The 24,333-nt window shown below is 72.1% G+C and carries 24 protein-coding genes; 17 read left to right on the plus strand and 7 right to left on the minus strand.

The window, feature by feature from the left end; all coding sequences use genetic code 11:
- The first annotated feature begins 176 nt into the window (after positions 1–176).
- From ACH4F6_RS34575 to ACH4F6_RS34605, 7 genes are all read left to right on the plus strand, one after another.
- Positions 177–1,439: an extracellular solute-binding protein gene (locus tag ACH4F6_RS34575; protein ID WP_397964324.1), complete on the plus strand. Its 1,263-nt coding sequence runs from the start codon at positions 177–179 to the stop codon at positions 1,437–1,439.
- Between the two features lie 3 nt (positions 1,440–1,442).
- A complete protein-coding gene (locus ACH4F6_RS34580) occupies positions 1,443–2,369 on the plus strand; it encodes a carbohydrate ABC transporter permease (RefSeq protein WP_397964325.1) in 927 nt (308 codons plus the stop codon).
- Complete coding sequence (locus ACH4F6_RS34585; RefSeq protein WP_397964326.1) at positions 2,366–3,220, plus strand: carbohydrate ABC transporter permease; 855 nt, start codon at positions 2,366–2,368, stop codon at positions 3,218–3,220. The genes ACH4F6_RS34580 and ACH4F6_RS34585 overlap by 4 nt, the downstream gene beginning before the upstream one ends.
- 73 nt (positions 3,221–3,293) lie before the next feature.
- Positions 3,294–4,868 (plus strand): beta-N-acetylhexosaminidase, encoded by a 1,575-nt coding sequence (locus ACH4F6_RS34590; RefSeq protein WP_397964327.1) that lies wholly within the window; start codon positions 3,294–3,296, stop codon positions 4,866–4,868.
- Positions 4,869–4,945: 77 nt separating this feature from the next.
- Positions 4,946–6,376 (plus strand): cellulose binding domain-containing protein, encoded by a 1,431-nt coding sequence (locus ACH4F6_RS34595; RefSeq protein ID WP_397964328.1) that lies wholly within the window; start codon positions 4,946–4,948, stop codon positions 6,374–6,376.
- A 510-nt stretch (positions 6,377–6,886) separates the two neighbouring features.
- Positions 6,887–8,731 carry a thiamine pyrophosphate-requiring protein gene (locus ACH4F6_RS34600; RefSeq protein ID WP_397964329.1) on the plus strand — a complete coding sequence of 615 codons (1,845 nt, stop codon included), beginning with the start codon at positions 6,887–6,889 and terminating at the stop codon, positions 8,729–8,731.
- Between the two features lie 44 nt (positions 8,732–8,775).
- Positions 8,776–9,459: a hypothetical protein gene (locus ACH4F6_RS34605; protein WP_397964330.1), complete on the plus strand. Its 684-nt coding sequence runs from the start codon at positions 8,776–8,778 to the stop codon at positions 9,457–9,459.
- A 53-nt stretch (positions 9,460–9,512) separates the two neighbouring features.
- On the opposite strand, the gene ACH4F6_RS34610 is transcribed toward ACH4F6_RS34605, so the two are convergent.
- On the minus strand, positions 9,513–9,770 hold the full coding sequence (locus ACH4F6_RS34610) for a hypothetical protein (protein WP_397964354.1): 258 nt from the start codon (positions 9,768–9,770) through the stop codon (positions 9,513–9,515).
- A gap of 22 nt (positions 9,771–9,792) precedes the next feature.
- Positions 9,793–10,413 (minus strand): hypothetical protein, encoded by a 621-nt coding sequence (locus ACH4F6_RS34615; RefSeq protein WP_397964331.1) that lies wholly within the window; start codon positions 10,411–10,413, stop codon positions 9,793–9,795.
- A gap of 377 nt (positions 10,414–10,790) precedes the next feature.
- Here ACH4F6_RS34615 and ACH4F6_RS34620 point away from each other — a divergent pair, with 377 nt between their 5' ends.
- A complete protein-coding gene (locus ACH4F6_RS34620) occupies positions 10,791–12,020 on the plus strand; it encodes a heparan-alpha-glucosaminide N-acetyltransferase domain-containing protein (protein WP_397964332.1) in 1,230 nt (409 codons plus the stop codon).
- A gap of 179 nt (positions 12,021–12,199) precedes the next feature.
- Here ACH4F6_RS34620 and ACH4F6_RS34625 read toward each other — a convergent pair whose 3' ends face one another.
- Positions 12,200–12,772 (minus strand): CGNR zinc finger domain-containing protein, encoded by a 573-nt coding sequence (locus tag ACH4F6_RS34625; RefSeq protein WP_397964333.1) that lies wholly within the window; start codon positions 12,770–12,772, stop codon positions 12,200–12,202.
- 160 nt (positions 12,773–12,932) lie between these two features.
- Between ACH4F6_RS34625 and ACH4F6_RS34630 the strand changes: the two genes are divergently transcribed.
- From ACH4F6_RS34630 to ACH4F6_RS34645, 4 genes are all read left to right on the plus strand, one after another.
- Positions 12,933–13,388, plus strand: coding sequence for a VOC family protein (locus ACH4F6_RS34630; RefSeq protein ID WP_397964334.1), 456 nt, complete (start codon positions 12,933–12,935; stop codon positions 13,386–13,388).
- Positions 13,389–13,484: 96 nt separating this feature from the next.
- A complete protein-coding gene (locus ACH4F6_RS34635; RefSeq protein ID WP_397964335.1) occupies positions 13,485–14,402 on the plus strand; it encodes a pyridoxamine 5'-phosphate oxidase family protein in 918 nt (305 codons plus the stop codon).
- Positions 14,403–14,463: 61 nt separating this feature from the next.
- Positions 14,464–14,661 (plus strand): ferredoxin, encoded by a 198-nt coding sequence (locus tag ACH4F6_RS34640; RefSeq protein WP_397964336.1) that lies wholly within the window; start codon positions 14,464–14,466, stop codon positions 14,659–14,661.
- On the plus strand, positions 14,658–15,908 hold the full coding sequence (locus tag ACH4F6_RS34645) for an NAD(P)/FAD-dependent oxidoreductase (protein ID WP_397964337.1): 1,251 nt from the start codon (positions 14,658–14,660) through the stop codon (positions 15,906–15,908). The genes ACH4F6_RS34640 and ACH4F6_RS34645 overlap by 4 nt, the downstream gene beginning before the upstream one ends.
- A 138-nt stretch (positions 15,909–16,046) precedes the next feature.
- Here ACH4F6_RS34645 and ACH4F6_RS34650 read toward each other — a convergent pair whose 3' ends face one another.
- Entirely contained in the window at positions 16,047–16,424 is a 378-nt protein-coding gene (locus tag ACH4F6_RS34650; protein ID WP_397964338.1) for a metal-sensitive transcriptional regulator, read from the minus strand.
- Positions 16,425–16,842: 418 nt separating this feature from the next.
- On the opposite strand from ACH4F6_RS34650, the gene ACH4F6_RS34655 reads away from it, so the two are divergent.
- The 3 genes from ACH4F6_RS34655 to ACH4F6_RS34665 all read left to right on the plus strand — a co-directional run bounded on the left by ACH4F6_RS34655 (position 16,843) and on the right by ACH4F6_RS34665 (position 20,413).
- A complete protein-coding gene (locus ACH4F6_RS34655; RefSeq protein ID WP_397964339.1) occupies positions 16,843–17,121 on the plus strand; it encodes a heavy-metal-associated domain-containing protein in 279 nt (92 codons plus the stop codon).
- Positions 17,122–17,201: 80 nt separating this feature from the next.
- Positions 17,202–19,466: a heavy metal translocating P-type ATPase gene (locus ACH4F6_RS34660; protein WP_397964340.1), complete on the plus strand. Its 2,265-nt coding sequence runs from the start codon at positions 17,202–17,204 to the stop codon at positions 19,464–19,466.
- A 536-nt stretch (positions 19,467–20,002) separates the two neighbouring features.
- Positions 20,003–20,413 carry a four-helix bundle copper-binding protein gene (locus ACH4F6_RS34665; RefSeq protein WP_397964341.1) on the plus strand — a complete coding sequence of 137 codons (411 nt, stop codon included), beginning with the start codon at positions 20,003–20,005 and terminating at the stop codon, positions 20,411–20,413.
- A 192-nt stretch (positions 20,414–20,605) separates the two neighbouring features.
- On the opposite strand, the gene ACH4F6_RS34670 is transcribed toward ACH4F6_RS34665, so the two are convergent.
- The 3 genes from ACH4F6_RS34670 to ACH4F6_RS34680 form a co-directional block, all read right to left on the minus strand.
- On the minus strand, positions 20,606–21,244 hold the full coding sequence (locus tag ACH4F6_RS34670) for a DUF305 domain-containing protein (RefSeq protein WP_397964342.1): 639 nt from the start codon (positions 21,242–21,244) through the stop codon (positions 20,606–20,608).
- Positions 21,245–21,367: 123 nt separating this feature from the next.
- On the minus strand, positions 21,368–21,769 hold the full coding sequence (locus tag ACH4F6_RS34675) for a DUF6153 family protein (protein ID WP_397964343.1): 402 nt from the start codon (positions 21,767–21,769) through the stop codon (positions 21,368–21,370).
- Positions 21,770–21,972: 203 nt separating this feature from the next.
- The gene (locus ACH4F6_RS34680) at positions 21,973–22,236 is read right to left on the minus strand and encodes an SHOCT domain-containing protein (RefSeq protein ID WP_397964353.1); all 264 of its coding nucleotides are present in this window, start codon (positions 22,234–22,236) and stop codon (positions 21,973–21,975) included.
- A 118-nt stretch (positions 22,237–22,354) separates the two neighbouring features.
- On the opposite strand from ACH4F6_RS34680, the gene ACH4F6_RS34685 reads away from it, so the two are divergent.
- Both ACH4F6_RS34685 and ACH4F6_RS34690 read left to right on the plus strand, forming a co-directional pair.
- The gene (locus ACH4F6_RS34685; RefSeq protein ID WP_397964344.1) at positions 22,355–23,194 is read left to right on the plus strand and encodes an alpha/beta fold hydrolase; all 840 of its coding nucleotides are present in this window, start codon (positions 22,355–22,357) and stop codon (positions 23,192–23,194) included.
- Positions 23,195–23,241: 47 nt separating this feature from the next.
- The gene (locus ACH4F6_RS34690) at positions 23,242–24,063 is read left to right on the plus strand and encodes a hypothetical protein (RefSeq protein ID WP_397964345.1); all 822 of its coding nucleotides are present in this window, start codon (positions 23,242–23,244) and stop codon (positions 24,061–24,063) included.
- The last annotated feature ends 270 nt before the right edge of the window (positions 24,064–24,333 follow it).

The following is a 24,333-nucleotide window of genomic DNA, read 5'->3' on the forward strand; positions in this document are numbered from 1 at the left end:
AGGTCCGGCCATCCGGCGCCTTCCAGCCGCTCTGTGACCAAATCGCGTCTGCGCGGCGGGGGTTGACGCTGCCATTGGTCCATGCCACCTTCATCTCGCCCCAACTGGTTAACCCCTGACGGGTAAGTGGTCAGCTCGGGGTCTCTCTCCGTTCTCAGGCTCCCCAGAGGTGAACCGTGAAGTACCGCCCCCTTGCCCTGCTCGGCGCCCTGCTGCTGAGCACCGGGCTCGTCGCCTGTTCCTCGTCCGGTGACGAGCAGGGCGCCGGTGGACCGACCGTCCTCGACGTCTGGCTGATGCGCGACAGCGTCTCGGAGGCCTTCCAGAAGGAGTTCGAGGCCGGCTTCGAGAAGGACCACCCGGACATCGACGTCAAGATCCAGATCCAGGAGTGGGAGGGCATCGGCGAGAAGGTCACCGCTGCTCTGGCCAGCAACGACGCCCCGGATGTCATCGAGGTGGGCAACACCCAAGTCGCCCAGTACGCCCAGAGCGGCGGGCTGACCGACTTCACCGAGAAGGTCGGCGACCTCGGCGGTGACTCCTGGCTCAAGGGCCTCGCCGAGCCCGGCGCCTGGGAGGGCAAGCAGTACGGCATCCCGTACTACGCCGCCAACCGCGTCGTCATCTACCGCACCGACCTGTTCCAGCAGGCCGGCATCGACGCCACGACGATCAAGACCCGCGACCAGTGGCTCGCCGCCACCGGGAAGCTCGACAAGGACGGCGTCCAGGGCATCTACCTCCCCGGGCAGAACTGGTTCGCCCTCGCCGGCTTCATCTGGGACGAGGGCGGCCAGCTCGCCACCCAGGAGAACGGCAGGTGGAAGGGCGGATTGGACAGCCCCGAGGCGATGCGGGCCATGGAGTTCTACAAGCGGCTCCAGGCCCTCGGCAAGGGCCCCAAGGACTCCGACGAGGCCCGCCCGCTGCAGGCGGAGGTCATGGCCGAGGGACGGATCGCCCAGATCATCGCCACCCCCGGCGGCGCCAACGCCATCGCGCAGAGCAACCCCGGTCTCAAGGGCAAGCTGGGCTTCTTCCCCATCCCCGGCAAGACCGCCGACACCCCGGGCTCCGTCCTCACCGGTGGCTCCGACCTGGTCGTGCCCTCCGTCGCCGAGCACCAGGACGAGGCGTACGCCTTCATCAAGGCACTCACCGGTGACGCCTGGCAGACGAAGCTCGCCCTCGCGATGAGCTACGTCCCGAACAGGACCACCCTCGCCGGTGCCGTCGCCTCCGACCCCGGCGCCGCGGCCATGGCGGTCGGCGCCGCCGAGGGGCACGCCACACCCAGCACTCCCCAGTGGGCCGCGGTCGAGGCCAAGAACCCCATCAAGGACTACATGACGGCCGTGCTCACCGGCCGCGACGCGAAGGCCGAGGCCGCCAAGGCGTCCCGATCCATCACCACCACGCTGAGAAGTGGTTCCTGACGGATGCTCGCCACGCCCTCCCGGCGGCCGCGCCGCAGACGTTCCCTCACCTTCGGCCCCTACCTGCTGATCGCACCGGCGGTCCTGGGCATGCTCTACCTCCTGTTCTATCCGCTCGGCCGGGCCCTGCTCATCTCCTTCCAGGACTTCCGGCTGCGCGAACTGATCAGGGGTCATGCCAGGTTCGTGGGACTGCGCAACTACCAGACCCTGTTGACCGACCCGAGGTTCTGGGACGTCGTCCGCCGCACGTTCCTGTTCATGGCCGTCAACGTCATCGCCATCATGGTCCTCTCGACGCTGGTCGCCCTGATGACCGAACGGCTCGGAAGGATCGGCAGGACCGTCGTCCTGAGCTCGCTGGTGCTGGTGTGGGCGGTGCCCGTCGTGGCCGCCACCACCGTCTTCCAGTGGCTGTTCCACTCGGAATTCGGCATCGTCAACGAAACCCTCACCGACCTCGGCTTCAGCTCCTTCGAGGGATACACCTGGCTCGCCGACGGCAGCGCCGCCTTCACGATCCTCGTCCTCCTCATCGTGTGGCAGTCGGTGCCGTTCGCCGCCATCACGCTCTACTCGGCCCTCACCACCGTGCCCGAGGAGCTCTACGAATCCGCCCGCCTCGACGGCGCCGGCGCACTGAGGATCTTCCGCTCCGTGACGTTCCCCGTCGTGCGACCGATCTTCATGCTCGTCCTCTCGCTGGAGGTCATCTGGACCTTCAAGGCGTTCGTCCAGATCTGGGTCATGACCCGGGGCGGACCGGGCGACGCGACAACGATCCTGCCGGTGTACGCCGTGCAGACCGCACTCGCCCACCAGCGCTACGACCTGGGATCCGCCGCCTCCCTCGTCACCGTCCTCCTCATGAGCGGCGTCCTTGTCCTCTACTTCCGGCAACTGTTCCGCCAGGAGGGGGAGCACCTGTGACCACGTCCCGCAGGCCCGCCCGGCGCCGCGCGCTCCGCCGGCTCCCGCTCAACGCGGCGGCCACCCTGACCGTGGCGGTCTCCCTCTTCCCCGTGTACTGGATGGTCGCCACCGCCTTCAAACCGTCCCGCGACATCCAGTCCTACGCACCCCGCCTGATCCCGCGGGAATGGACCCTCGACCACTTCCGCACCGCGGTCCGGGCCGACGGCTTCGCCCAGTTCTGGCGCAACAGCGTCCTGGTCACCCTCGGCACCGTCCTCCTGGCCCTGATCGTCGCCCTCGGCGCGGCGTACGCCGTGGCCCGGCTGCGCTGGCGCGGGCGCCGTCAGTTCATGCTCGCGGTGTTCATCGCCCAGATGGCGCCGTGGGAATCACTGATCATCCCGATCTACATCATCTCCCGCGACACCGACATGCTCGACCGGCTGCCGACGCTCACCCTGGTCTACTTCATGATCACCCTGCCCTTCACGGTCGTGGTGCTCCGCGGCTTCATCGCCGGCATCCCACCCGAACTGGAGGAGGCCGCGCAGGTGGACGGCTGCACACGGCTGGGCGCCTTCCGCCGGATCGCCTTCCCGCTGCTCGCCCCGGGGCTGATGGCCACCTCGCTCTTCGGCTTCATCACGGCCTGGAACGAGTTCACCTACGCCAACTTCCTCATCATCAAACAGCAGGACAGCCGCACGCTGCCCGTCTGGCTCTCCTCCTTCCAGACCACCTTCGGTACGGACTGGGGAGCCACGATGGCCGCCGCCACCCTCTTCGCGCTGCCCGCGCTGATCGTCTTCCTCGCCCTGCAGCGCCATGTGACCTCAGGTCTGACCGCTGGAGGAGTCAAGGGCTAGGCGGACCTGTCGCTCAGGCCGGCGCGTTCGCCCCTCCCTCTTCCGCGTCCCGCAGAACACCGGAGACAACCCCGTGGACCAGCCCCGTCCCGCACACCCACGTCAAGACCTCACCCTCGTACCCCGCCCCCGCCGGTTGTCCCCGCGCCCCGGCCGGTACCGCCTCGACGACGCCACGCGGCTGCGCGTCACCCCCGGCGCCGAAAGGGCCGCCGACCTCCTGCGCACCTACCTCGCGCCCGCCACGGGACTGCGCCTGGACCACGCCGACGACGGCGCCTTCGTCCTCGTCCTCGACCCCGCCCTCACCGGCCTCGGCGAGGAGGGGTACGGACTGACCGTCTCCGCCCACGGGGTGCTGCTGCGCGCCGCCCGCCCGGCCGGCCTGCTCCGCGGCGTCCAAACGGTCCGCCAGCTCCTGCCCAGCGAAGCCCTCACCGCGCAGCCCGCCACAGGAGACGTCGAACTACCCGGCGTGGAGATCACGGACGTGCCCTCCCACCCCTGGCGAGGCATGCTGCTCGACGTCGCCCGCCACTTCCAGCCCGTGTCCTACCTGCGCCGCTTCGTCGACCTGCTCGCCCTGCACAAGCTCAACGTGCTCCAGCTCCACCTCACCGACGACCAGGGCTGGCGGATGCCGGTGGCCGCCTACCCCCGGCTCACCGAGATCGGCGGCCGGCGGACCCAGTCCATGGTCGGCCCCGCCGGCAGCACGTGCTTCGACGGCCGCCCGCACGGCGGCTCGTACACCCGCGCCGAACTCGCCGGCCTCGTCGCCCACGCGGAGGCCCGAGGCGTCACGGTCGTACCGGAGATCGGTCTGCCGGGGCACGTACGGTCCGCGCTCGCCGCCTACCCCGAACTCGGCAACCGCCCCGAGCGGCCCCTCGACGTCTGGACCCACTGGGGCATCTGCACGAACGTCCTCGGCGTCGGGGACCACGTCCTGGACTTCTTCCGCACGGTCCTGGACGAGGTGATGGACCTCTTCCCCTCCTCGCACATCCACATCGGAGGTGACGAAGTCCCCACGGAGGAATGGGAGAGCAGCCCGGCGGCGATCGCCCGCGCCGCGCGAGAAGGGCTGTCCGGCCCCCGTGACCTGCACGGCTGGTTCATGAGCACCATGGCCGACCACGTCGTACGGGCGGGCCGGCGTCCGGTCGCGTGGGCCGAGGACGGCACCGCACTGCCCCCCTCGTGCACGGTGATGAGCTGGCGCACGCCGGAGCACGCCTGGGCCGCGGCGCGCCGGGGCCACGACGTCATCCACGCCGACCACCGCCACACCTACTTCGACTACGCACGGGGCCCGGGCCCCGAGGAACCGCCCGCCCAGCCGGGCCGCGCCATCGACCTGCGCACCGTGTACGGCGTCGACCTGCTGCCGCCCCCCGACGAGCCACGGCTCGCAGAGAAGGTCCTGGGCGTCCAGGGCCAGTTGTGGACCGAGTTCGTCCCCACGCCCGAGCACATCGAGTACCTCACCTACCCCCGCCTGTGCGCCCTCGCCGATCGTGCGTGGAACGCCACCGACGACTGGCGGGACTTCCGCACCCGGCTCACCGGTCACCGCGCACGGCTGACCGCGCTCGGCGTACCGCACGACACCCTCCAGGACCGGACGGCCCACGCCCCCGCCTGAAGCGGTCGCCGCTCCCCCTCACCCACCCCACGATCCCTCCCGCCGGCCGACGGGAGCGAACGAAAGGAAACCACGGGATGAGTACCCGAACCACCCGCCCCCGCACCCGGACGGCCCTCGCGCTGACCGCCCTCGTCGGCAGTGCGGCCCTGGCCGCCCTGCCCCTCACGGCCGCCTCCGCCTCGGACGCGGCGGCCGGGGGCCTCGCCGTCCAGTACCGCACCAGCGCATCCGGCGCCACCGCCGACCAGAGCGAGCCGTGGCTGAAGCTTCGCAACACCGGCAGCACCGCCGTGGAGCTCAGCAAGGTCAAGGTCCGCTACTACTTCAAGGCCGACTCCCCGACGGCCTCCTACCGCTTCGCCTGCTCGTGGGCGGTCAAGGGCTGCTCGGTGATCACCGGCACCTTCGGCACGCTCGCCGACCCCACCGCGACGGCCGACCGCTACCTGGAGATCGGCTTCACCTCCGCGGCCGGCTCCCTCTCCCCCGGCGCCGACACCGGCGACATGCAACTGCGCTTCCACCAGTCCACCTGGCAGACCCTGAACCAGAGCGACGACTACTCCTTCAGCGGCGCCCAGACCGCGTACGCCGACTGGGCGCGGGTCACCGCACAGGTGGCCGGCGCGCACGTGTGGGGCACCGCCCCCGCCGGGAACGGGCCGACCGACCCGCCCACCGACCCGCCCACCGGCAGCGGCGAGACCCTCTTCGACGACTTCTCCTACACCTCGCACACCGACCCGGCCCTCGCCTCCCACGGCTGGAACGTCCGCTCCAACTCCGGTGGCCCCGGCGTCCCCGGCGCCACCTGGGACCCGTCGAAGGTCACCTTCGTCAACCAGAGCGGCAACACGGTCATGAACCTGGAGACCTCCAGCGCCGGCACCGGCTCCACCACCACCCACACCGAAGTCCTCACCAGAGCCACCAAGTTCAAGAACGGCACCTACGCGGCCCGCGTGAAGTTCTCCGACGCGCCCAAGTACGGCCCCGACGGCGACCGCATCGTCCAGACCTTCTTCACCATCAACGACCTCAAGGCCCCGATGGCCGACGACTACGCCGAGTACGACTTCGAGTACCTGCCCAACGGCGGCTGGGGCGAGCCGGCCAACATCCTCTACACGACCTCCTGGGAGACCTACAACCCCGACCCCTGGCAGGCCGTCAACCAGCACAGCGAGAACCGCAGCAGCTTCGCCGGCTGGCACGACCTGGTCGTCACCATCGACAACAGCAAGATCACCTACTACGTCGACGGCGCCGTCTTCGGCACGCACGACGCGACGTACCTGCCCGAGCGCCCCATGTCCATCAACTTCAACCAGTGGCTGATCGACCTCGACGGGCAGACGTCGACCACCCCGCGCGCCTACGACCAGCAGGTCGACTACGTCCTCCACGTCAAGGACCAGGTCCTCACCCCGGCCCAGGTCGCCACGAAGGTGGCGTCCCTGCGCAGCGCCGGCACGTCCTTCGTGGACCAGGTCCCGGCTTCCTGAACCTCCGCCGGCGCCGGCGTGGAGCATGTTCGCGACGGCGCCGGCTCTCGCGCCCCGATCACGTCACTGCGGATCTCGGCGCGCCTCACGGACCGTCACCTGATCGGTGGCCACCTCGAAGAAGCCGCCGAAGGCTTTCCACGAGCACAGCGGTCAAGGGCATGCTCGCCACCCACCTCACCGGCCTGGGCGGCGTGGACCGTGACCAGCCGGCCCGCCGCATCGGGGAGTGCGCCGCCTGCGCCCGGGCGTGTACCGCGTGCGCCGCCGTCTGCGGAGCCTGCGGTGGCGAGTGCGCGGGCCGCGCCGACCAGCACGATCACTGCCGCGTCCGCGCCGAGGCGTGCAACGACCCGCCGCCTCCCCGGGCTGATGTCCACGCGGGCGGGTCAGGCTTCGCGAGGGCAACGTTTCCCGCGTACCCGCACGGTTAACCATGGAGTGTCGTGCCCCCACACGTCTCGACGCCGGGGACGGTCGTTCACTGGCGGGATCGGAAACGGAGCTTGCATGGCCAGCACGAAGGTGTCCGACTACATTCTCCAGCGGCTGCGCGAGTGGGACGTCGACCATGTCTTCGCCTACGCGGGTGACGGCATCAACGGGCTGCTGGCCGCCTGGGGACGCGCGGACAACAAGCCGAAGTTCGTCCAGGCCCGGCACGAGGAGATGGCCGCCTTCCAAGCCGTCGGCTACGCCAAGTTCTCCGGCAAGGTGGGCGTGTGCGCGGCCACCTCCGGGCCGGGTGCGATCCACCTGCTGAACGGGCTCTACGACGCGAAGCTCGACCACGTGCCGGTCGTGGCGCTGGTCGGGCAGACCAACCGCAGCGCCATGGGCGGCTCCTACCAGCAGGAAGTGGACCTGGCCGGCCTGTACAAGGACGTCGCCTCGGACTTCTGCGAGACGGCCATGGTTCCCGAGCAGCTGCCGAACCTGATCGACCGGGCCTTCCGCACCGCCTACGCCGAGCGCACCGTCACCGCGATCATCCTCCCCGCCGACGTGCAGGAGCTGGACTACAGCCCGCCCACGCACGCCTTCAAGATGGTGCCCTCCAGCCTCGGACTGGGACGGTACGCGCCGGTCCCGGCCGACGAGGACGTCCAGCGGGCCGCCGACGTGCTGAACTCCGGCGAGAGGGTCGCCGTCCTGATCGGGCAGGGAGCCCGCGGAGCGCGCGCCGAGGTCGAGCGGCTGGCGGACGTGCTCGGGGCCGGCGTGGCCAAGGCCCTGCTCGGCAAGGACGTCCTGCCCGACGACCTGCCCTACGTCACCGGCTCCATCGGGCTGCTGGGCACCCGCCCCTCCTACGAGCTGATGCAGGAGTGCGACACCCTGCTGATGATCGGCTCCAGTTTCCCGTACACGCAGTTCATGCCGGAGCTGGACCAGGCGCGGGCGGTGCAGATCGACATCGACCCGCACATGATCGGCCTGCGCTACCCCAACGAGGTCAACCTCGTGGGCGACGCCCGCGAGACGCTGCAGCGGCTGCTGCCCCGCCTGCACCGCAAGGAGGACCGGTCCTGGCGGGAGAAGATCGAGAAGAACGTCGCCCGCTGGTGGGAGGTCATGCAGCGGCGCGCCGCCGTCAGCGCCGACCCGGTCAACCCGGAGTACGTCGTGCACGCCCTGGACGGCAAGCTGCCGGACGACGTGATCCTCGCCGCCGATTCCGGCTCGGCCGCCAACTGGTACGCCCGCCACCTGCGGTTCCGTGGACACATGCGCGGCTCCCTGTCCGGCACCCTGGCGACGATGGGCCCCGGCGTGCCGTACGCCATCGGCGCGAAGTTCGCCCACCCCGGCCGGCCCGCCATCGCCCTGGTCGGGGACGGCGCCATGCAGATGAACGGCATGATGGAGCTGGTCACCGCCGCGAAGTACTACCGCGAGTGGTCCGACCCGCGGCTGATCGTGGCCGTGCTGAACAACGGCGACCTCAACCAGGTCACCTGGGAGATGCGTGCCATGTCCGGCGCCCCGCAGTTCGAGGAGTCCCAGCACATCCCGGACCTGCCTTACGCCGAGATCGCCCAGCGCATCGGCCTGGACGGCGTCCGGGTGGAGAAGCCCGAGCACGTCGAGTCCGCCTGGGACCAAGCCCTCGCTGCCGACCGGCCCTTCGTCATCGACTTCCGCACCGACCCGGCCGTTCCGCCCGTCCCGCCGCACGCCTCGCTGGACCAGATCGAAGCCGCGGCCACGGCGATCCTCAAGGGGGACAGCGACCGCGGCTCGATGGTGAAGCAGGGGCTCAAGGCCAAGGTCCAGGAGATGCTGCCGGGCAGCCGGCACCGCGGCGACCGCCCCGGTGCCGGGCCGCACGACAGCACCGAAGGGAACAAGTGACCCAGGCGGCGCCACCGGGCCGAGCGCTCCACGACGGGCCTGTCGTGGAGCGTCCGGCCGTCTCCGTGTACCGGGTCCCCACGGACCTGCCGGGCGGTGACGCGACCCTGACCTGGGACGCGACGACCCTCGTGCTGGTCGAGGCCACCGCGGCGGGCCGGGCGGGCCTCGGCTTCACCTACGGATCCGCCGCCACCGCCCCCGTCGTCGAGCACGAGCCGGCGGACCTCGTCGTCGGGCACGACGCCCTCGACGTCCCCGCCGCGGGCGACCGGATGAGCCGGGCCCTGCGCAACGCGGGCAGGCCCGGCATCGCCGCCGGTGCCGTCTCCGCCGTCGACACCGCGCTGTGGAACCTCAAGGCCCGTCTGCCGGGCCTGCCGCTGGTGCGTTTGCTGGGCGCGGCCCGTGACGAGGTCGCGGTGTACGGCAGCGGCGGTCTGACCACGTACGACGACACACAGCTCGAACGGCAGCTGCGCGGCTGGGCCGACCAGGGCATCGACCGCGCTGCGCCGACCGGAACGTCTCGACCCTGTATCCCCGGCCTCGCGCCCGCAGACCGGGGTGGGCGTCCGGCGCACCGGAGCCACCGCGTGGGGCCGTGCGGGCGGCGCTGCGGGGGAACGCCGCCCACGGGGTACGCCTGTTCTGAACCGGGTCCCGCATACCGTCGAGGGGTGGTGCGTGTGCCGCTGTCCCTTCATGGAACGCCGGATCGCCGGTGACCGTGGCGAGCGGCACCTGTGCGACCGATCGCGCGACGTGCCCGTCCGCACCGTCACGGTCTTCGCCCGTCCTGTGCGGGGCGGGTGGGCAGGTCGGATGCGGGCGTCCAGGGCAGCACCTGCGCCAGGTCACGGCGGATGCGGTCGGCTTCGCCGCGGACCTGGGCGGGGACGTCGCCGCGCTCGGCGACGAGACGGCTGAAGATGGGGGTTTCCTGGGACACGGTGCGGTCTGCTTTCTGCTGGGCGTCCGGCCGCGGGCCGGACGACGCGGGGTGCTCACAGGTGCGGATGAGGCCGAACCGGTTCATCTGGCGAGGGCCTCACGGGTGCTCAGCGGCGTTGCGCCGCGCGCAGGGCGTCGGTCTGGGACTTCAGCAGGTCGAGGTTCAGCTGTGGCATCAGGGCGCGCTTCTTCGCTTCGGGCAGTTCGCTGCCCGCGCCGATGTCCGAGGCGAGGGTGAGGGTTGCTTCGCCGACGCGGACCGCGGTGGTGAGGCGGAAGGTGTCGCTCTTGGATCCGTCCAGTTCCAGCACCCAGTGGGTGCGGAAGCTGAGCGCGTCGTCTCCCGGTGCGTCGGGGAGTTCCACGCGCTCCACGTCCACGGTGACCGGGCCGCCGTAACTGCCTTGGAGGGTGTAGGTCGCACAGGTGGTGAGCGCCTTGTCGAGGGCCGCGAGGGAGGCGCTCGCGCCACCCGGCCGGTAGCTGGAGAAGGTGAGGCTCTCGGTGGGCGGCACGAAGGTGTCGGGGGTCAGGTTCACCCAGGCTGCCGCCGTCGCGGAGGCCGGTGCCGAGAAGGCATCCTGCAGCGGCCGGCACGCTGCGGGACCGACGACCGACTGCGGCTTGTCGCCGTCGGACGTCCTGGGCGGACCGACCAGCTCGTAGCCCGGCAGTGTCCCGTCCCGCGGCAGTGCCGCCGCCAGCTCGTCCGCACTCAGTTGACGCACCGTCCGAGAGGGAGCGGGCGAGGGGCTGGTGGACTTCGCGGAGCCGGCGCTTCCCGTCGCCGATCCGGACGAGCAGGCTCCCATGAGCAGCAGTGCCGCACCGACGACCCCCACGGTGAGAGGACGCCGCACTGAACCGAACGACACAGACCCCCCCGGACAGCCTCAGGTCGAATCCCCGGGAGTCTATGCAGTGATCGATCCGGCCTCGATCGGTTTACGGCCTTTTTCCGCCCCCTCCGCCGGGGCGGCCGGCTCCCCGCGCCGGTGCTGCCTGCCGCGGCAGCCCGGCGGGCACACTCCCAGCCGGTCGGCGGGGTCGTTCCGGACGGTAGGCGGATGGTTGTCATCGATGACTGTCTGTCACTCTGGTCGACATGATGCGCGACGTATCCCCGGCCGCGTCCTCCAGGGCAACACCGGCCGGCAGACGCTTCCCCCGTCCGTCCTGCACGAGCCGCTTGGTCGGCCTCGACCTGGCCCGTGGTGTCGCGATACTCGGCATGTACGCCGTGCACCTCGGTCCTGACCCCGCCGTGGGGGGTCCGCTCGGCTGGGCGATGGAGGCTGCGGCAGGCCGTGCCGCCACCCTCTTCGCCCTGCTCGCCGGCTTCACCCTCGTCATCCTCACCGGCCGCCCGGAACCGCAGACCGGACGCGCGGGGCGCCAGGCCGTGGGCCGGGTGCTGATCCGTTCGGCCGTCCTGTTCGCCATGGGGTACGCCCTGACGTGGCTGGACACCCCGATCGAGGTGATCCTGTCCTTCTACGGACTTCTCTTCGTCCTCGCCCTCCCCCTGTACCGGTTGCGGGCCGCCGCCCTGGCCGTGATCGCCGCCGCGACAGCGCTCGTCATGCCCGTGGTGGTCTATCTGCTGCGGGCGGCGGTGGACGGCGGCAGCTGGTCCGACGCGTTCATCGCGCACGATCCGCTGGCCCTCGTCACCGGGTCGGACGGTGTCCTGGAGCTGTTCGTCACGGGCGAATATCCCGTCCTGACCTGGCTCCCGTTCATCGTCACCGGAATGGCCCTGGCCAAGCTCGACCTCACCCGACCCCGTGTGGCGAGCACGGTGGCCCTGACGGGTGTCGCGCTGGCCGTGCTCGGCTACGGAGGCTCGTGGCTCGCCCTGCACCTCGTCCCCGGCGCGCCGGCAGCCGTCAGCGCGGCCACGGAAGGCGGCCCGGCCGCGTCGGCGTGGTGGTCCGACGCCATCGGCAACGAGCCGACCGCCGGCGAGCCCGCGTGGCTGCTGGTGGCGGCCCCGCACAGCCAGACGACCTGGTCGATCCTGGGGAACACCGGCGCCGCGCTCGTCGTCGTGGCGGTCTGCTTCGTGCTCATGGACCGATCGCCGCGCCTGCGGTGGCTGGCCGCGCCGGTCACCGCGCTCGGGACCATCGCGCTGACCGCGTACGTCGGTCACATCCTCGGCGTCAAGGCCCTGAACACCTTTGCGATGCCGGACTCCACCGCCCTGCCGGTCTTCCTGGGCTTCGCTGCGGTCGCCATGCTGGCCGCCGTCGCCTGGACGTGGTTCTTCCGGCGCGGCCCGCTGGAGTACTGCCTCCACCTGGCCACCACGCCGACACGCCTCATCACGTGACGAGCGATGTGAGCCCCCGCTGAGGCACCGCACCTCGGCGGGGGCTCACGCGGCTCGGGGCCTGCGCCGCTTCCGCCGTCCCGTACCAGGTGAGCGCGCACAGAACTTCCGAGGGAACGTGTCCGTGTTCGCAGGCCCGCCTGGCCCGGACCACCTCGGGCAAGGTCCGGCCCCGGCGGTCAGGCCTTCTTCTGGCGTGCGTAGTGGCGCTGTGCCTTCGCCCGGTTCCCGCAGCCGGCCATCGAGCACCAGCGACGCGTGCCGTTCTTGGACACGTCGTAGAAGTGCAGGACGCACTCGGGGTTGCCGCACGACCGGATCCGTTCCGGCCGCTCCGCGAGGAGCCGCAGGTAGTCCTCGGCCGCCCGCCACGCCGGCAGCCAGGAGGGGGTCTCCACCTCGACGTAGCTGTCCGGTCCGTCGGGACGCAGCAGGAGTCCCCTGCGGCCGTGCGCGAGTACGGCGTTGAGGGCCTCGACGGCGCCGGCATCCGGGCGCTGCGCATCGGCGATCGCCTGGTCCAGCGCGGCGCGCGCCTGGAGCAGCCGCTGCAGCGTGTCGTGGTCCACCGGGACCGGTACGCCACCGAGGGCCTGGCTCACCGGGGGGCCGGCGAGCCAGGTCGCCAGCCCGTCGAGCGAGTCCAGCAGGTCATGACGACCGGCGGCGTCGATCCAGCGGGTGTTGAGCAGATCGATGCTGAGCGGCTCGTCGGTCAAGGGGCGGGGGTCGGCCCCCGGAGTCGGCGGCACGGTGCGGCGTCCTTCCTTCGCGGTGACGGCGGAATCACACGACCACCATAACCGGTCATCCATTGATCAGCGGTTGACACCCTTTTCCACTAACCCCTAAAGTTCATTTCAGTGGTTACGAGACGGGCTCGTGACGATGAGTGAAGGCATGTGATGAACCATGGCCAAGACGAAGACCCTGCAGACCGGTCACGTGGGAGTGAACGTCACCGACCTCGAGCGTTCCCTCGCCTTCTACCGCGCCGTGTTCGACTTCGAAGTGATGGCGGAGGGCAAGGAGGACGACCGCCGCTGGGCGTTCCTCGGCCGGGACAACCGGCTGCTCGTGACGCTGTGGCAGCAGAGCACGGGCTCGTTCGCCACCGACCGGCCGGGGCTGCACCACCTGTCGTTCCAGGTCGAGACCGTCGAGGAGGTCAAGGCCGCCGAAGAGGTGCTGCGCGGACTGGGCGCCGAGTTCCCCTACGACGGTGTCGTCCCCCACGGCGAGAACGGCACCTCCGGCGGCATCTTCTTCACCGACCCCGACGGCATCCGCCTGGAGATCTACGCGCCCACGGGTGCCGACCCGGCCGACGCGCCGACCCCCGGCGCCCCCACCTGCGGCTTCTTCTAGGAAGCCCTCCGGTCCGCCGGGGTGCCCGCTCCCCCGGCCCGGCACCCCGGCGGACGCCGGACGACCGCACGCCAGCACGCTCGGAAAGGACATGCCGTGGCCACGTATCACAGCGGCGAGATCGCGGTGCAGGAACGCGCCGGCCTCACCGAACAGGCGGAGTTCTCACTCGGCGGCATCGGCGAGAGCATTCCGCCCGTCGCGCAGGACTTCCTTGCCGAGCAGCCACTGATCGTGCTGGGCGGCGCCGACCGCGACGGCCGCCTCTGGGCCACCCAGCTGACGGGCGAGGCCGGATTCCTGCGGGTGCCCGACCCCCGCACCGTCATGATCGACGCCCTGCCCCTGCCGGAGGACCCGCTGGCCGAGGTCCTGACCGGTGGATCGGCCGTCCGGATCGGGATGATCGCCATCGAGCCCGCCACCCGGCGCCGGATGCGCGTCAACGGCCGGGCCCGCCGGGAGGGCGACAGCCTGCGCGTCGACCTCGACCAGGTCATCGCCAACTGCCCCAAGTACCTGCAGAAGCGGGACCACCGCAGGACCGGGCCGGGCGAGGGCGGGGCGGCGGACCGCACCGTCACCGACGGCACCGGACTCAGCCCGGCCCAGCAGCAGGCGGTGCGTGCGGCCGACACGTTCTTCGTCACCACCGCCTCCGACCGCGGCGACGCGGACGCCTCCCACCGCGGCGGCAACCCCGGCTTCGTCCAGGTGCTCTCGCCCACCCTGCTGCGCTGGCCCGACTACGCCGGCAACGCCATGTTCCTGACCCTGGGCAACCTGCTGCTCAACTCATCGGCGGGCCTCCTGGTCCCGGACTGGGAGACGGGCACCACCCTGCACCTGTCCGGCACCGCGCACACCGTGTGGGACGCCGAGGAGATCGCCAGGGTGCCCGGCGCGCAGCGCCTGGTCGAGTTCTCCGTCGAAGCCGTACGGGAGATCACCGCCGCCTCGCCGCTGCGGTGGACCGGCCCCGGTTACTCGCGCTTCAACCCCCCGGTCGGCTGACGTCCGCACCGCACCCCGCATTGCACACCGACGACCATCACGGGACCCCTACGGAGCGACCATGCAGATCACCGTGGACATGAACCTCTGCGAGAGCCACGGACAGTGCGTCTTCGCGGCGCCGGAGATCTTCTCCTTCGACGACGACGACCACCTCGTCCACGAGGCCGCCCCGTCCGACGCGCTGCTCGACAAGGCCGAGAAGGCCGCGGCCGTCTGCCCGGTCCGCGCCATCACCGTCTCGCCGGCCGCCTCATGAGCGCCGGAGACCGCCGCGAACTGGTCGTCGTGGGCGCCTCGCTCGCCGGACTGCGGGCGGCCCGGACCTTGCGCGAGCGGGGTTTCACCGGCGCCCTGACCATCGTGGGCGACGAACCGCATCCGCCCTACGACCGGCCGCCGCTGTCCAAGCGGGTACTGACCGCCCCCGACCGGCCGCCCGGCACCGAACTGCCCGTGCCGCACGGACTGGAGGCCCGCTGGCGGCTCGGGCAGGCGGCCGTCCACCTGGACCCCGCGACAAGGACCGTCACCCTCGCGGACGGCACGCGGCTGCCGTACGACGGGCTGGTCATCGCCACCGGATCGGCCGCCCGCGGCTGGCCGGCCGCGGAGCCCTCGCCACCGGCCGGCGTGCTCACCCTGCGCGGCCGGGACGACGCGCTCGCCCTGCGGGCCGCGCTGGTCGCGGGAGGCCGGCTCGTCGTCGTCGGCGCCGGATTCCTCGGCGGCGAGATCGCCGCCGCCGCCCGCGGGCGCGGGCTGGACGTCACGCTCGTCGAAGCCGCGGCCCAGCCCCTGGAGCGCGCCGTCGGCACCGCCGCGGGCGCCTACGTCGGCGCGCTCCACCGCGAGGCGGGCATCGCGTTGAGGACCGGCACCACCGTCGAGGGCTTCCTGACCGGGGCCGACGGCCGGCTGGCCGGCGTCCGTCTCAGCGACGGCACCACCGTCCGGGCCGACACGGCGGTCCTGGCGCTGGGCGGGGTGCCGTCGTCGGGCTGGCTGGCCGGCTCCGGCCTCGCCCGCGACGGCGGCGTCCACTGCGACTCCCGCCTGCGCGTCCTGCGCACCGACGGTTCGGTCGTGCCCGACGTGGTGGCGGCCGGTGACGTGGCGCGCGTGCCGCAGCCGCTGGCCGACGGTGAACGCCTGGCGCTCGGTCACTGGACCAACGCCGTCGAGCAGGGCGCGGCGGCCGCCGCCACGCTCCTGGCCGGGCAGGACCCGGCTCGGACGCCCGGGCCGTTCGCGGCCGTGCCGTCCTTCTGGTCGGACCTGCACGGCGCCAGGATCCGCTCGATCGGCCTGCCCGCGGCCGCCGACGAGACGCGGGTCGTGGAGCACGACCTGGCGGGCCGCCGGCTGGAGATCAGCTACCACCGCGCGGGCCGGCTGGTCGGAGCGCTGACCATCGGACGGACAGGGCGGCTGGCGTCCTACCGCTCCGCGCTGGAGGAGCGCCTGATCCCCGCGACGGCGGCGAAAGCACCGGCCGCCGTGTGAAAAATACGCGGCTCGCCCGGTCGCCCGCCTCCCCGCCGGAAGAAGGGCTGTTCCCCCCTACGCAGCGCTGTACTTCCGCGACGGGGGCGCCGACCCGCCCGCGCTCATCCCCCGGGTCCACCTGCCCCTACGACCCGTTCACCGCCAAGGCCGGGGAGCAGCCCGGTCCGCTGGTCCGACGGTGCATGGATTTTCCGCTGCTCCTCTCCCACCGCGCGCATGGTCGAGGAGGGGCCAGGAGCGCACGAGGCGTGCGATGGCGTCGCGGGCCTCCTTCAGCTTGAGGTCCCCGTCTTCACCGCCTTCGGCCACGGCGGTCCGTACGCAGGTGTCCATGTGCCCGTCGAGCATCTGCAGGGCGAAGGACCGCGGGGCGCGTGTGGTGGCGGAGACCTGGGTGAGGACGTCGATGCAGTAGGTGTCTTCTTCCACCATGCGCCGCAGTCCTCGGACCTGCCCTCCGATCCTCCGGAGTCGCTTGAGTACGTCTTCCTCGTGGTGGCTGCAGCTGACCATCGCCCTGTCCCTCGTGTCCCGTGGAGCGTCTCGTTGTGCGAAGGCGGCTGCGCCCGCGTCCCGGCCGCCGTGTCCGCCGGCGCCGCGGTCGAGGGGGCCGACCGGTCGTGCTCGGCGTGGGCTGCGGGCTCCGGGTCAGAAGCGAGGGGGCCGGCGGCCGCGCCGACACCGTAGGCGGCGGCGAAGGTCGCCGCGACGGCGGCGGTGAAAGCAGTGATCTTCACGCCGGTGTTCATGACGGGCCCTTCTCGGCGGTGTCACCGCCTTCCCTGACCGACGCCCCTGACCTTGTACCCCGTGGGGGTATCAGGAAGAGATCCGGAGACGTTTGCCAAACATACCCCCTGGGGGTATATCTAGTGGCGTCAGATGTACCCCCCTGGGGTACATCAGTGCTCACGTTCTCCGGGAGGAACCCATGTCCTGCTGCACCCCCGACGGCAGCTGCTCCACCGGCACCGCCACGGCTGAGGCCACCGAGGGCACCACCACCGTCTACAACGTCTCCGGGATGACGTGCGGGCACTGCAAGGCCACGCTCACCCAGGAGATCGGCGCCCTGGACGGCGTGCTGGCGGTCGACGTGGACCTGGAGACCGGCCAGGTCGCCGTCACCAGCTCCGGCGAGCCCGACGACGCGCTCCTGGCGAAGGTCGTCGACGACGCCGGCTACGAGCTCACCGGCCGCGCGGCCTGAAGACTCCGCCTGCCCGCCGGGCCCGGCCTCGGGCCCGGCCCTTCCTTCCCCCTTCCACCCACCCAGCCCGAGGAGCAGTGATGGCCACCACGGTCCCCGACACAGCCGAGGTCGAACTCTCGATCGGCGGCATGACCTGCGCCTCGTGCGCCGCGCGGATCGAGAAGAAGCTGAACCGGATGGAAGGGGTCAGCGCCACGGTCAACTACGCCACGGAGAAGGCGAAGGTCACCTTCCGGCAGGACCTCGACGTCGCGGACCTGATCGCCACGGTGGAGGCCACCGGCTACACCGCCCGTCAGCCGGAGCCGGAGCCCGCGCCCGGTGTGGCCGGTTCCGGGGACGGCACGGACCAGGAGGCGGAAGGCGACGAACTGCTTCCGCTCAAGCAGCGGCTGGTCACGGCCGTGGTGCTGGCCGTCCCGGTGATCGCGACGGCGATGGTGCCGGCCTGGCAGTTCGAGTACTGGCAGTGGCTGTCGCTCACCTTGGCGGCGCCGGTCGTCACCTATGCCGCGTGGCCCTTCCACAGGGCCGCCTTCACCAACGCGCGGCACGGTGCGGCCACCATGGACACCCTGATCTCGGTCGGCACCTCGGCCGCTTTCCTGTGGTCGCTGTGGGCGCTGTTCTTCGGTACCGCCGGCACCCCCGGCATGACCCACCCCTTCGAGCTGACCATCGCCCGCACGGACGGGGCGGGCGCCATCTACCTCGAGGCCGCCGCCGGTGTCACCGCCTTCATCCTGGCCGGCCGCTACTTCGAGGCCCGTTCCAAGCGCAAGGCCGGCGCCGCCCTGCGGGCCCTGCTGCAGCTGGGTGCGAAGGACGTCACCGTCTTGCGCGACGGCCGGGAGGAACAGATCCCGGTGGGTGAGCTGAAGGTCGGCGACCGCTTCCTGGTCCGGCCGGGCGAGAAGATCGCCACCGACGGCACGGTGCTCGAGGGCGCCTCCGCCGTCGACGCCTCGATGCTCACCGGCGAGTCCGTGCCCGTCGAGGTGGGCGCCGGGGATGCCGTCACGGGCGCGACCGTGAACGCCGGCGGCCGCCTGGTCGTCGAGGCCACACGGGTGGGCGCCGACACCCAGCTCGCCCGTATGGCCAAGCTGGTGGAGGACGCGCAGAACGGCAAGGCCGCGGCCCAGCGGCTCGCCGACAAGATCTCCGGCGTCTTCGTCCCCGCCGTCATCGCCCTCGCCCTGGGCACCCTGGGCTTCTGGCTCGGCAACGGCGCCGGACTGACGGCCGCGTTCACCGCCGCCGTGGCGGTCCTGATCATCGCCTGCCCCTGCGCGCTCGGACTCGCCACCCCCACCGCTCTGATGGTCGGCACCGGACGCGGCGCCCAGCTGGGCGTCCTCATCAAGGGACCGGAAGTGCTGGAGTCCACCCGCCGCGTCGACACCGTCGTCCTGGACAAGACCGGCACCGTCACCACCGGACGGATGACCCTGCTGGCCGTGCACACCGCCGAGGGCACCGACGAGGACGAGGTGCTGCGCCTGGCGGGGGCCCTGGAGCACGCTTCGGAACACCCGATCGCCCAGGCGGTGGCCGCGGGCGCCGCCGAGCGGGTCGGTGCCCTGCCGGCGCCCGAGGACTTCGCCAACGTGCCCGGCCTGGGCGTCCAGGGCGTGGTCGAGGGTCACGCGGTCCTGGTGGGCCGGACCAGGCTTCTCGCCGAGTGGGCCATGGAACTGCCGACCAGCCTGGCGCGCGCCGAGGCCGGCGCCGAGGCCGCGGGCCGCACCGCGATCGCGGTCGCCTGGGACGGCGAGGTACGCGCGGTCCTCGAGGTCGCCGACGCCGTCAAGGGCACCAGCGCCGAAGCCGTCACCCGTCTTCGGGCCTCGGGACTGACGCCGATCCTCCTCACCGGGGACAACAAGGCCGTCGCCGAGGCGGTGGCCGCGGAGGTGGGCATCGACGAGGTGATCGCCGAGGTCATGCCCGAGGACAAGGTCGACGTCGTCAAGCGCCTGCAGGGCGAGGGCCGTTCAGTGGCGATGGTCGGTGACGGCGTCAACGACGCCGCCGCGCTCGCCCAGGCCGACCTCGGGCTGGCCATGGGCACCGGCACCGACGCCGCCATCGAGGCCGGCGACCTCACCCTCGTCCGCGGCGACCTGCGCGCCGCCGCCGACGCCATCCGCCTGGCCCGCAAGACTCTCGGCACCATCAAGTCCAACCTGTTCTGGGCCTTCGCCTACAACGTCGCCGCCCTCCCGCTCGCCGCGGCCGGTCTGCTCAACCCGATGATCGCCGGCGCCGCGATGGCGTTCTCCTCGGTCTTCGTCGTCGGCAACAGCCTGCGCCTGCGCGGCTTCAAGGCCGCCGACTGACACCTCGCCCTCGCCGCACGGACGAGGGGCGGACCGCCAGGCCCGCCCCTCGTTTCTCCGTTGCCCCTCCCCGTCCCCGGGGAGGGCGCCGTTCATGGCACACGAGGGAAGCCGCCTGCGCGACTTCGTCCACCGCGGCAGCGACGGCTGCCGCGGTGGACGGCACGGTCCCCGGGCAAGGACCCGGGCCGGTTCTGCTGCACGACGGCGGCCCCGCCACCGGTCCTCAGCGGCACGCGTGAGACCGTCACGATCCGCTGCCTGGCTCACGGACGCGTTCACACGGTGCCGTGACAGTCGCTGCCGGTGCGGCAGCGGCGCCGGGCTCGTTCCGCGGCCGCAACCACCGGACGGCGGGTGAGCCGTCCCCGCGCTGACCGTACTGCGCTGGGCCTTCCACCCCCCTGCCGAGGCCTCGGCCGTCCCCGGAACGTCGCGGGACGGCAGTGGTTTGCGGCGCTTCGCGCAGTGATACCCGGCAGGCGTCAACGGCAGGCGCTTCGCGCCCTGCCCGCAGCAGAACAGGAGCGCCCCTCATGACCACTTCCGTCAACGACATGCTCCGCACCTACCCGGCCGACCTGGGCGGCGTGGACCGGGAGGCCATGGCCCGGTGCATCGAGGAATGCCTGGCCTGCGCGCAGGCGTGTACCGCGTGTGCGGACGCGTGCCTGTCGGAGGGCATGGTCGGCGAGCTGACCAAGTGCATCCGCACCGACATGGACTGCGCCGACATCTGCAATGCCACCGCGTCCGTCCTGTCCCGGCATACCGGCTACGACGCCGACGTCACCCGGGCCGTGCTCCAGGCCTGCGCCACCGTCTGCAAGGCGTGCGGTGACGAGTGTGCGGCCCACGCGGACATGCACGAGCACTGTCGCATCTGCGCCGAGGCGTGCCGGCGCTGCGAGCAGGCGTGCCACGACCTGCTCGCCGGGCTCGGCTGACACTCGCGACATGCCGCCGGGCGGCCCCTGGACGACGAGGGGGCCGCCCGGCGGCGTCGCACCGGGATGCGCCAGTGGCAGGCGCGGACGACGGCGTGGCCCTTGCCGCGGCCGGTGTCGGCGAAGACGGCAGGCGGTACACCGGTGCGGGGCGGGCACCGGCGGTGCCCGCCCCGTGCGCGTGAAGCGGGGTCAGTCGTTGCCGAGCAGCTTGTTCATCTGCTGGATCTCCGCGCTCTGCGAGGTGACGATGTCGTCGGCCATCGCCTTGGCGGGGGCGTGGGCGCCGTCGGCCTGCTCGGTCCTGGCCATTTCGACCGCGCCCTCGTGGTGCTTGATCATCATTTCCATGAAGGCGGTGTCGAAGGCCTCGCCCGAAGCGTTCTCGAGCCCGGTGATCTCCTCGGCGCTCATCATGCCCTCCATGCCGCCGTGCACGGAGTGGTCCATGCCGCCCTCGGCGGGCACCTCTTCGCCCCAGGAGGTGAGCCAGCCGGACAGGGTCTCGATCTCCGGGTCCTGGGCCTTCTTGATGTCCTCGGCGAGCTTCTTCACCTCCGGCGACTCAGCCCTCTCGGGCGCGAGGTCGGCCATCTCCACGGCCTGGCGGTGGTGGGGGATCATCCCCTTCGCGAAGGCCACGTCGGCCGCGTTGTGCCGGCCCTGCGACACCGAAGCCGACGCCGCCGCGGAGGCAGAGACGGAGTCGTGACCGCCGTGCCCGGCAGCCGAGCTGCCGTCGTCGCCGCCGCAGGCGGCCAGGACGAGCGCTGCCACACCTGAGGCAGCAACGGCGACGGTACGGCGAACGAGGGAACGCTTGCGGATCATGGTGGTGCAACTCCTTCACACGCGCCGGTCACGGCGCGCGGTGTCACGGATGTCTGAGGGCGTGCGAGAGCACGGCACCCGTCACCGGACAGCGCCGGGCACAGGGGTGCCGAGCGGGCCGCTCTACACCCGCAGGAGCTGCAGTTGGAAGAGGTCGGGTGGGGCCCTCCCGGTACGGGACGAGCCGAGGACCACCGTCATGGGGGCAGCGGCCGCGGGCGCTTTCCGCACCGCGCCGGCCGGCGCGGGCGGCGTGTACGCCGAAGCGGTCCCGGCAGCCGCACACGTCGCGTCGGCGTGATCGAGGTGGCCCGGTCCGCCATCGGTGTGCGCGCATCCCCCGTCCGCGTGCGGCACACCGTCCGCCGCGGCCCTCACCATCTCGTGGCCGGTCCCCGTCCGCGCCGCCGCCACCGCCCCCGGCGCCAGGCCGTGCATGCCCAGCACACCGGCCAGCACCGCCAGGACCAGCAGCACGAACAGCCGCCCGGTCGGGCGGCTGTGTGAACGGGTGCCCGCGGTCATGGAGCTCATCGTACGAGGGAGGGCCGCAGCGGGCGGACGCAGGCACCCACCGGATGTGCGCCCCTCGCCCACGGCCGCCGTGTCGGCAGCGGCCGGCACCGTGACGGTGATGTGAGCGGCGGCGCGGCCGGCCGCCTCGGGGTCCGGGTGCCGGCAGCGGTGACCCTGGGCGTCGCGGCCGCCGGAGAGGGCGACCGGGTTGTTCAGGGCCTGTGGGGTGGGCCGGCGTGCAGGGCGTTCAGGCGGCGCCGGTACTCCTCCTCGTCGATCTCCCCACGGGCCAGCCGCTCCCGGAGGATGTCCTCCGGCGCAGGCGCAAGCGGGGTGTGGACGTGTTCATGGGGCCGGTCGAGGGCGCGGAAGAGCAGCACGACGGCTGTGATGATCAACGCCCAGAACAGGACCGTGCCGGTCGACATCGCGAACCAGCCCCACCCGCTGACGTCGTGGTCGTACCAGAACATCATCGCCACTCACCTGCTTTCTCGGCTCCTCGCCCGACGTCGGCCGCGAGTGCACCCGCCTCCTTGACAGCCCACTCCCCCACAGGAAAGCTACCGACCAGTCAGTATGAAGGGGTGGGTCGTGACCGAGCTGAGCATCTCCACCGGTACGGGCGTCTTCGACGCGGTGGCGGCGGGCCCGGCCGAGGGCCGCCCGGTGTTGCTGCTGCACGGCTTCCCCCAGACGGGGCTGGTCTGGCGACGGCAGATCGCGGCGTTGGCCGCGCACGGCTACCGGGTGGTGGCACCCGACCAGCGGGGGTACTCCCCCGGCGCCCGCCCGCAACGGCCCGAGGACTACCGCATCGACCGTCTCGTCGACGACGTGGTCGCGATCGGCGAAGAACTGGGCTGGACGACGTTCGACCTGGTCGGCCACGACTGGGGCGGCGCGGTGGCCTGGTGGACGGCGCACGCCCACCCCGGCCGCGTGCGCACCCTGACAGTCGTCTCGACGCCGCACCCCGGCGCTCTCGCCGCCACGCTGCGCACCGACCCGGATCAGCGCACACGCTCTCATTACATGATCGACTGGCGCGAGGCGCCCGCCACGGAGGAGCGGATGCTCGCCCAGGGCGCCCAGGAGCTCCGCGGCTTCTACGCCGGAAAGGTCCCGCACGACAGTGTCGAGGCCTACGTGCGTCACCTGTCCCGGCCGGGTGCTCTCACCGCGGCGCTGAACTGGTACCGAGCCGGCCGCCCCGACGGCGCGATCGGCGCCGTCGACGTGCCCACGCTGTACGTCTGGAGCACGGAGGACAGCGCGTTCGGCCCGGTCGCCGCGCGGGAGACCGGCACATGGGTCAGGGGGCCGTACCGGTTCGAGACCCTGCAGGGCGTCAGCCACTGGGTCCCCGAGGAGGCGCCCGAAACGCTGAGCCGCCTCGTGCTGGAACACCTGCGAGCGCACGGAGAGCACTGAGCCCGCAGCGCACACCCCGTCCGTCGACCCTCCGAAGAGGTGACCCCGTGAAGACAGCACGTGCGGCCTGGCGCCGCCTCGAGCCCGTACACGCCATGATCTACTTCGTCCCCGAAGCGAGGCGCCGGTACGCGGCCCTCGGACTGAGCGGACGCGCGGGGTACTTCACCTCCCGGAGCGCCGCGTTCGGCCGGGCGTCCGCCGAGCTGGTCATCTCGACCTTCTACAACTTCAGCCCCTCTCTCGTGCGCCGGGCGATCGACGGGGCCTGGGACATCACGACCCCGCAGCACGTCCTGGACGCGCGGTACGCCGCCGCGGGCGAGGCTCTGCGCCGGGCGGGAATCCACGACATGCCCGCCCTGGAGGAGGTCCTGTCGCTGACCCGCCGGGCCGCCGAGTCGGCTTGCGAACACGCCCAGGGCCGCCCGCTCTTCGCCGCGCACGCCGCACTGCCGTGGCCGCAGGAGCCGGTACTGCAGCTGTGGCACGCCCAGACGCTGCTCCGGGAGTTCCGTGGAGACGGTCATGTCGCGTGCCTGCTGAGCGAGGGCGTCGGGGGGTTGGAGGCGCTGGTCCTGCACGCCGCCACCGGTGAGGCCCCCGTCGACTTCCTCAAGGCGAGCCGCGCCTGGCCCGAGGAGGAGTGGACCGGCGCCCAGGAGAGCCTGCGCGAGCGCGGTCTGCTCGACGGCGACTCCCTCAGCCCGGAAGGCGTCCTCCTGCGCCGGCACATCGAGGACCGCACCGACCGTCTGGCCCTTCCGGCCTACGCCGCCCTGGGTGACGCCGACTGCGAGCGTCTCGCCGAACTCGCGAGACCGTTCGGCCGCGCCGTCGTCGACGCCGGTCTCATCAAACTCGGCTGACCGGGCCTCGGCGTCGCGTGGCGTCGCCTCACGGCCCGGCCGGGGGCATCGCCGCACGGTCCCCGGGGCCCTGAACCCCGCGCGACCGGTGGGGCCGCGGCCGGGTCGGGAGGTCGCCGCAGGGCGGCGGGGGGGGGCCCCCCCCCCCCCCCCGGGGGGGGGGGGGGCCCCCCCCCGGCGCCGGTGCGATGATCAGCCCTTTCGGGACCGGTCGCGCCCCGGGGTCAGCCGCTCGTGCCGAACGCGAGCACCAGGTACTCCTCCTCGCCG

The organism is Streptomyces sp. NPDC017936 (assembly GCF_044328485.1).
GTDB lineage: Bacteria > Actinomycetota > Actinomycetes > Streptomycetales > Streptomycetaceae > Streptomyces.

Excerpts from the sequence above, each read along its gene's own strand:
- ACH4F6_RS34630 (WP_397964334.1), top strand. The coding sequence starts at position 12,933 with ATGGCCAAGACGAAGACCCTGCAGACCGGTCACGTGGGAGTGAACGTC.
- ACH4F6_RS34660 (WP_397964340.1), top strand. The coding sequence starts at position 17,202 with ATGGCCACCACGGTCCCCGACACAGCCGAGGTCGAACTCTCGATCGGC.
- ACH4F6_RS34610 (WP_397964354.1), bottom strand. The coding sequence starts at position 9,770 with ATGAACCGGTTCGGCCTCATCCGCACCTGTGAGCACCCCGCGTCGTCC.
- ACH4F6_RS34650 (WP_397964338.1), bottom strand. The coding sequence starts at position 16,424 with ATGGTCAGCTGCAGCCACCACGAGGAAGACGTACTCAAGCGACTCCGG.
- ACH4F6_RS34665 (WP_397964341.1), top strand. The coding sequence starts at position 20,003 with ATGACCACTTCCGTCAACGACATGCTCCGCACCTACCCGGCCGACCTG.
- ACH4F6_RS34580 (WP_397964325.1), top strand. The coding sequence starts at position 1,443 with ATGCTCGCCACGCCCTCCCGGCGGCCGCGCCGCAGACGTTCCCTCACC.
- ACH4F6_RS34640 (WP_397964336.1), top strand. The coding sequence starts at position 14,464 with ATGCAGATCACCGTGGACATGAACCTCTGCGAGAGCCACGGACAGTGC.
- ACH4F6_RS34620 (WP_397964332.1), top strand. The coding sequence starts at position 10,791 with ATGATGCGCGACGTATCCCCGGCCGCGTCCTCCAGGGCAACACCGGCC.
- ACH4F6_RS34680 (WP_397964353.1), bottom strand. The coding sequence starts at position 22,236 with ATGATGTTCTGGTACGACCACGACGTCAGCGGGTGGGGCTGGTTCGCG.
- ACH4F6_RS34655 (WP_397964339.1), top strand. The coding sequence starts at position 16,843 with ATGTCCTGCTGCACCCCCGACGGCAGCTGCTCCACCGGCACCGCCACG.
- ACH4F6_RS34595 (WP_397964328.1), top strand. The coding sequence starts at position 4,946 with ATGAGTACCCGAACCACCCGCCCCCGCACCCGGACGGCCCTCGCGCTG.
- ACH4F6_RS34645 (WP_397964337.1), top strand. The coding sequence starts at position 14,658 with ATGAGCGCCGGAGACCGCCGCGAACTGGTCGTCGTGGGCGCCTCGCTC.
- ACH4F6_RS34675 (WP_397964343.1), bottom strand. The coding sequence starts at position 21,769 with ATGACCGCGGGCACCCGTTCACACAGCCGCCCGACCGGGCGGCTGTTC.
- ACH4F6_RS34600 (WP_397964329.1), top strand. The coding sequence starts at position 6,887 with ATGGCCAGCACGAAGGTGTCCGACTACATTCTCCAGCGGCTGCGCGAG.
- ACH4F6_RS34670 (WP_397964342.1), bottom strand. The coding sequence starts at position 21,244 with ATGATCCGCAAGCGTTCCCTCGTTCGCCGTACCGTCGCCGTTGCTGCC.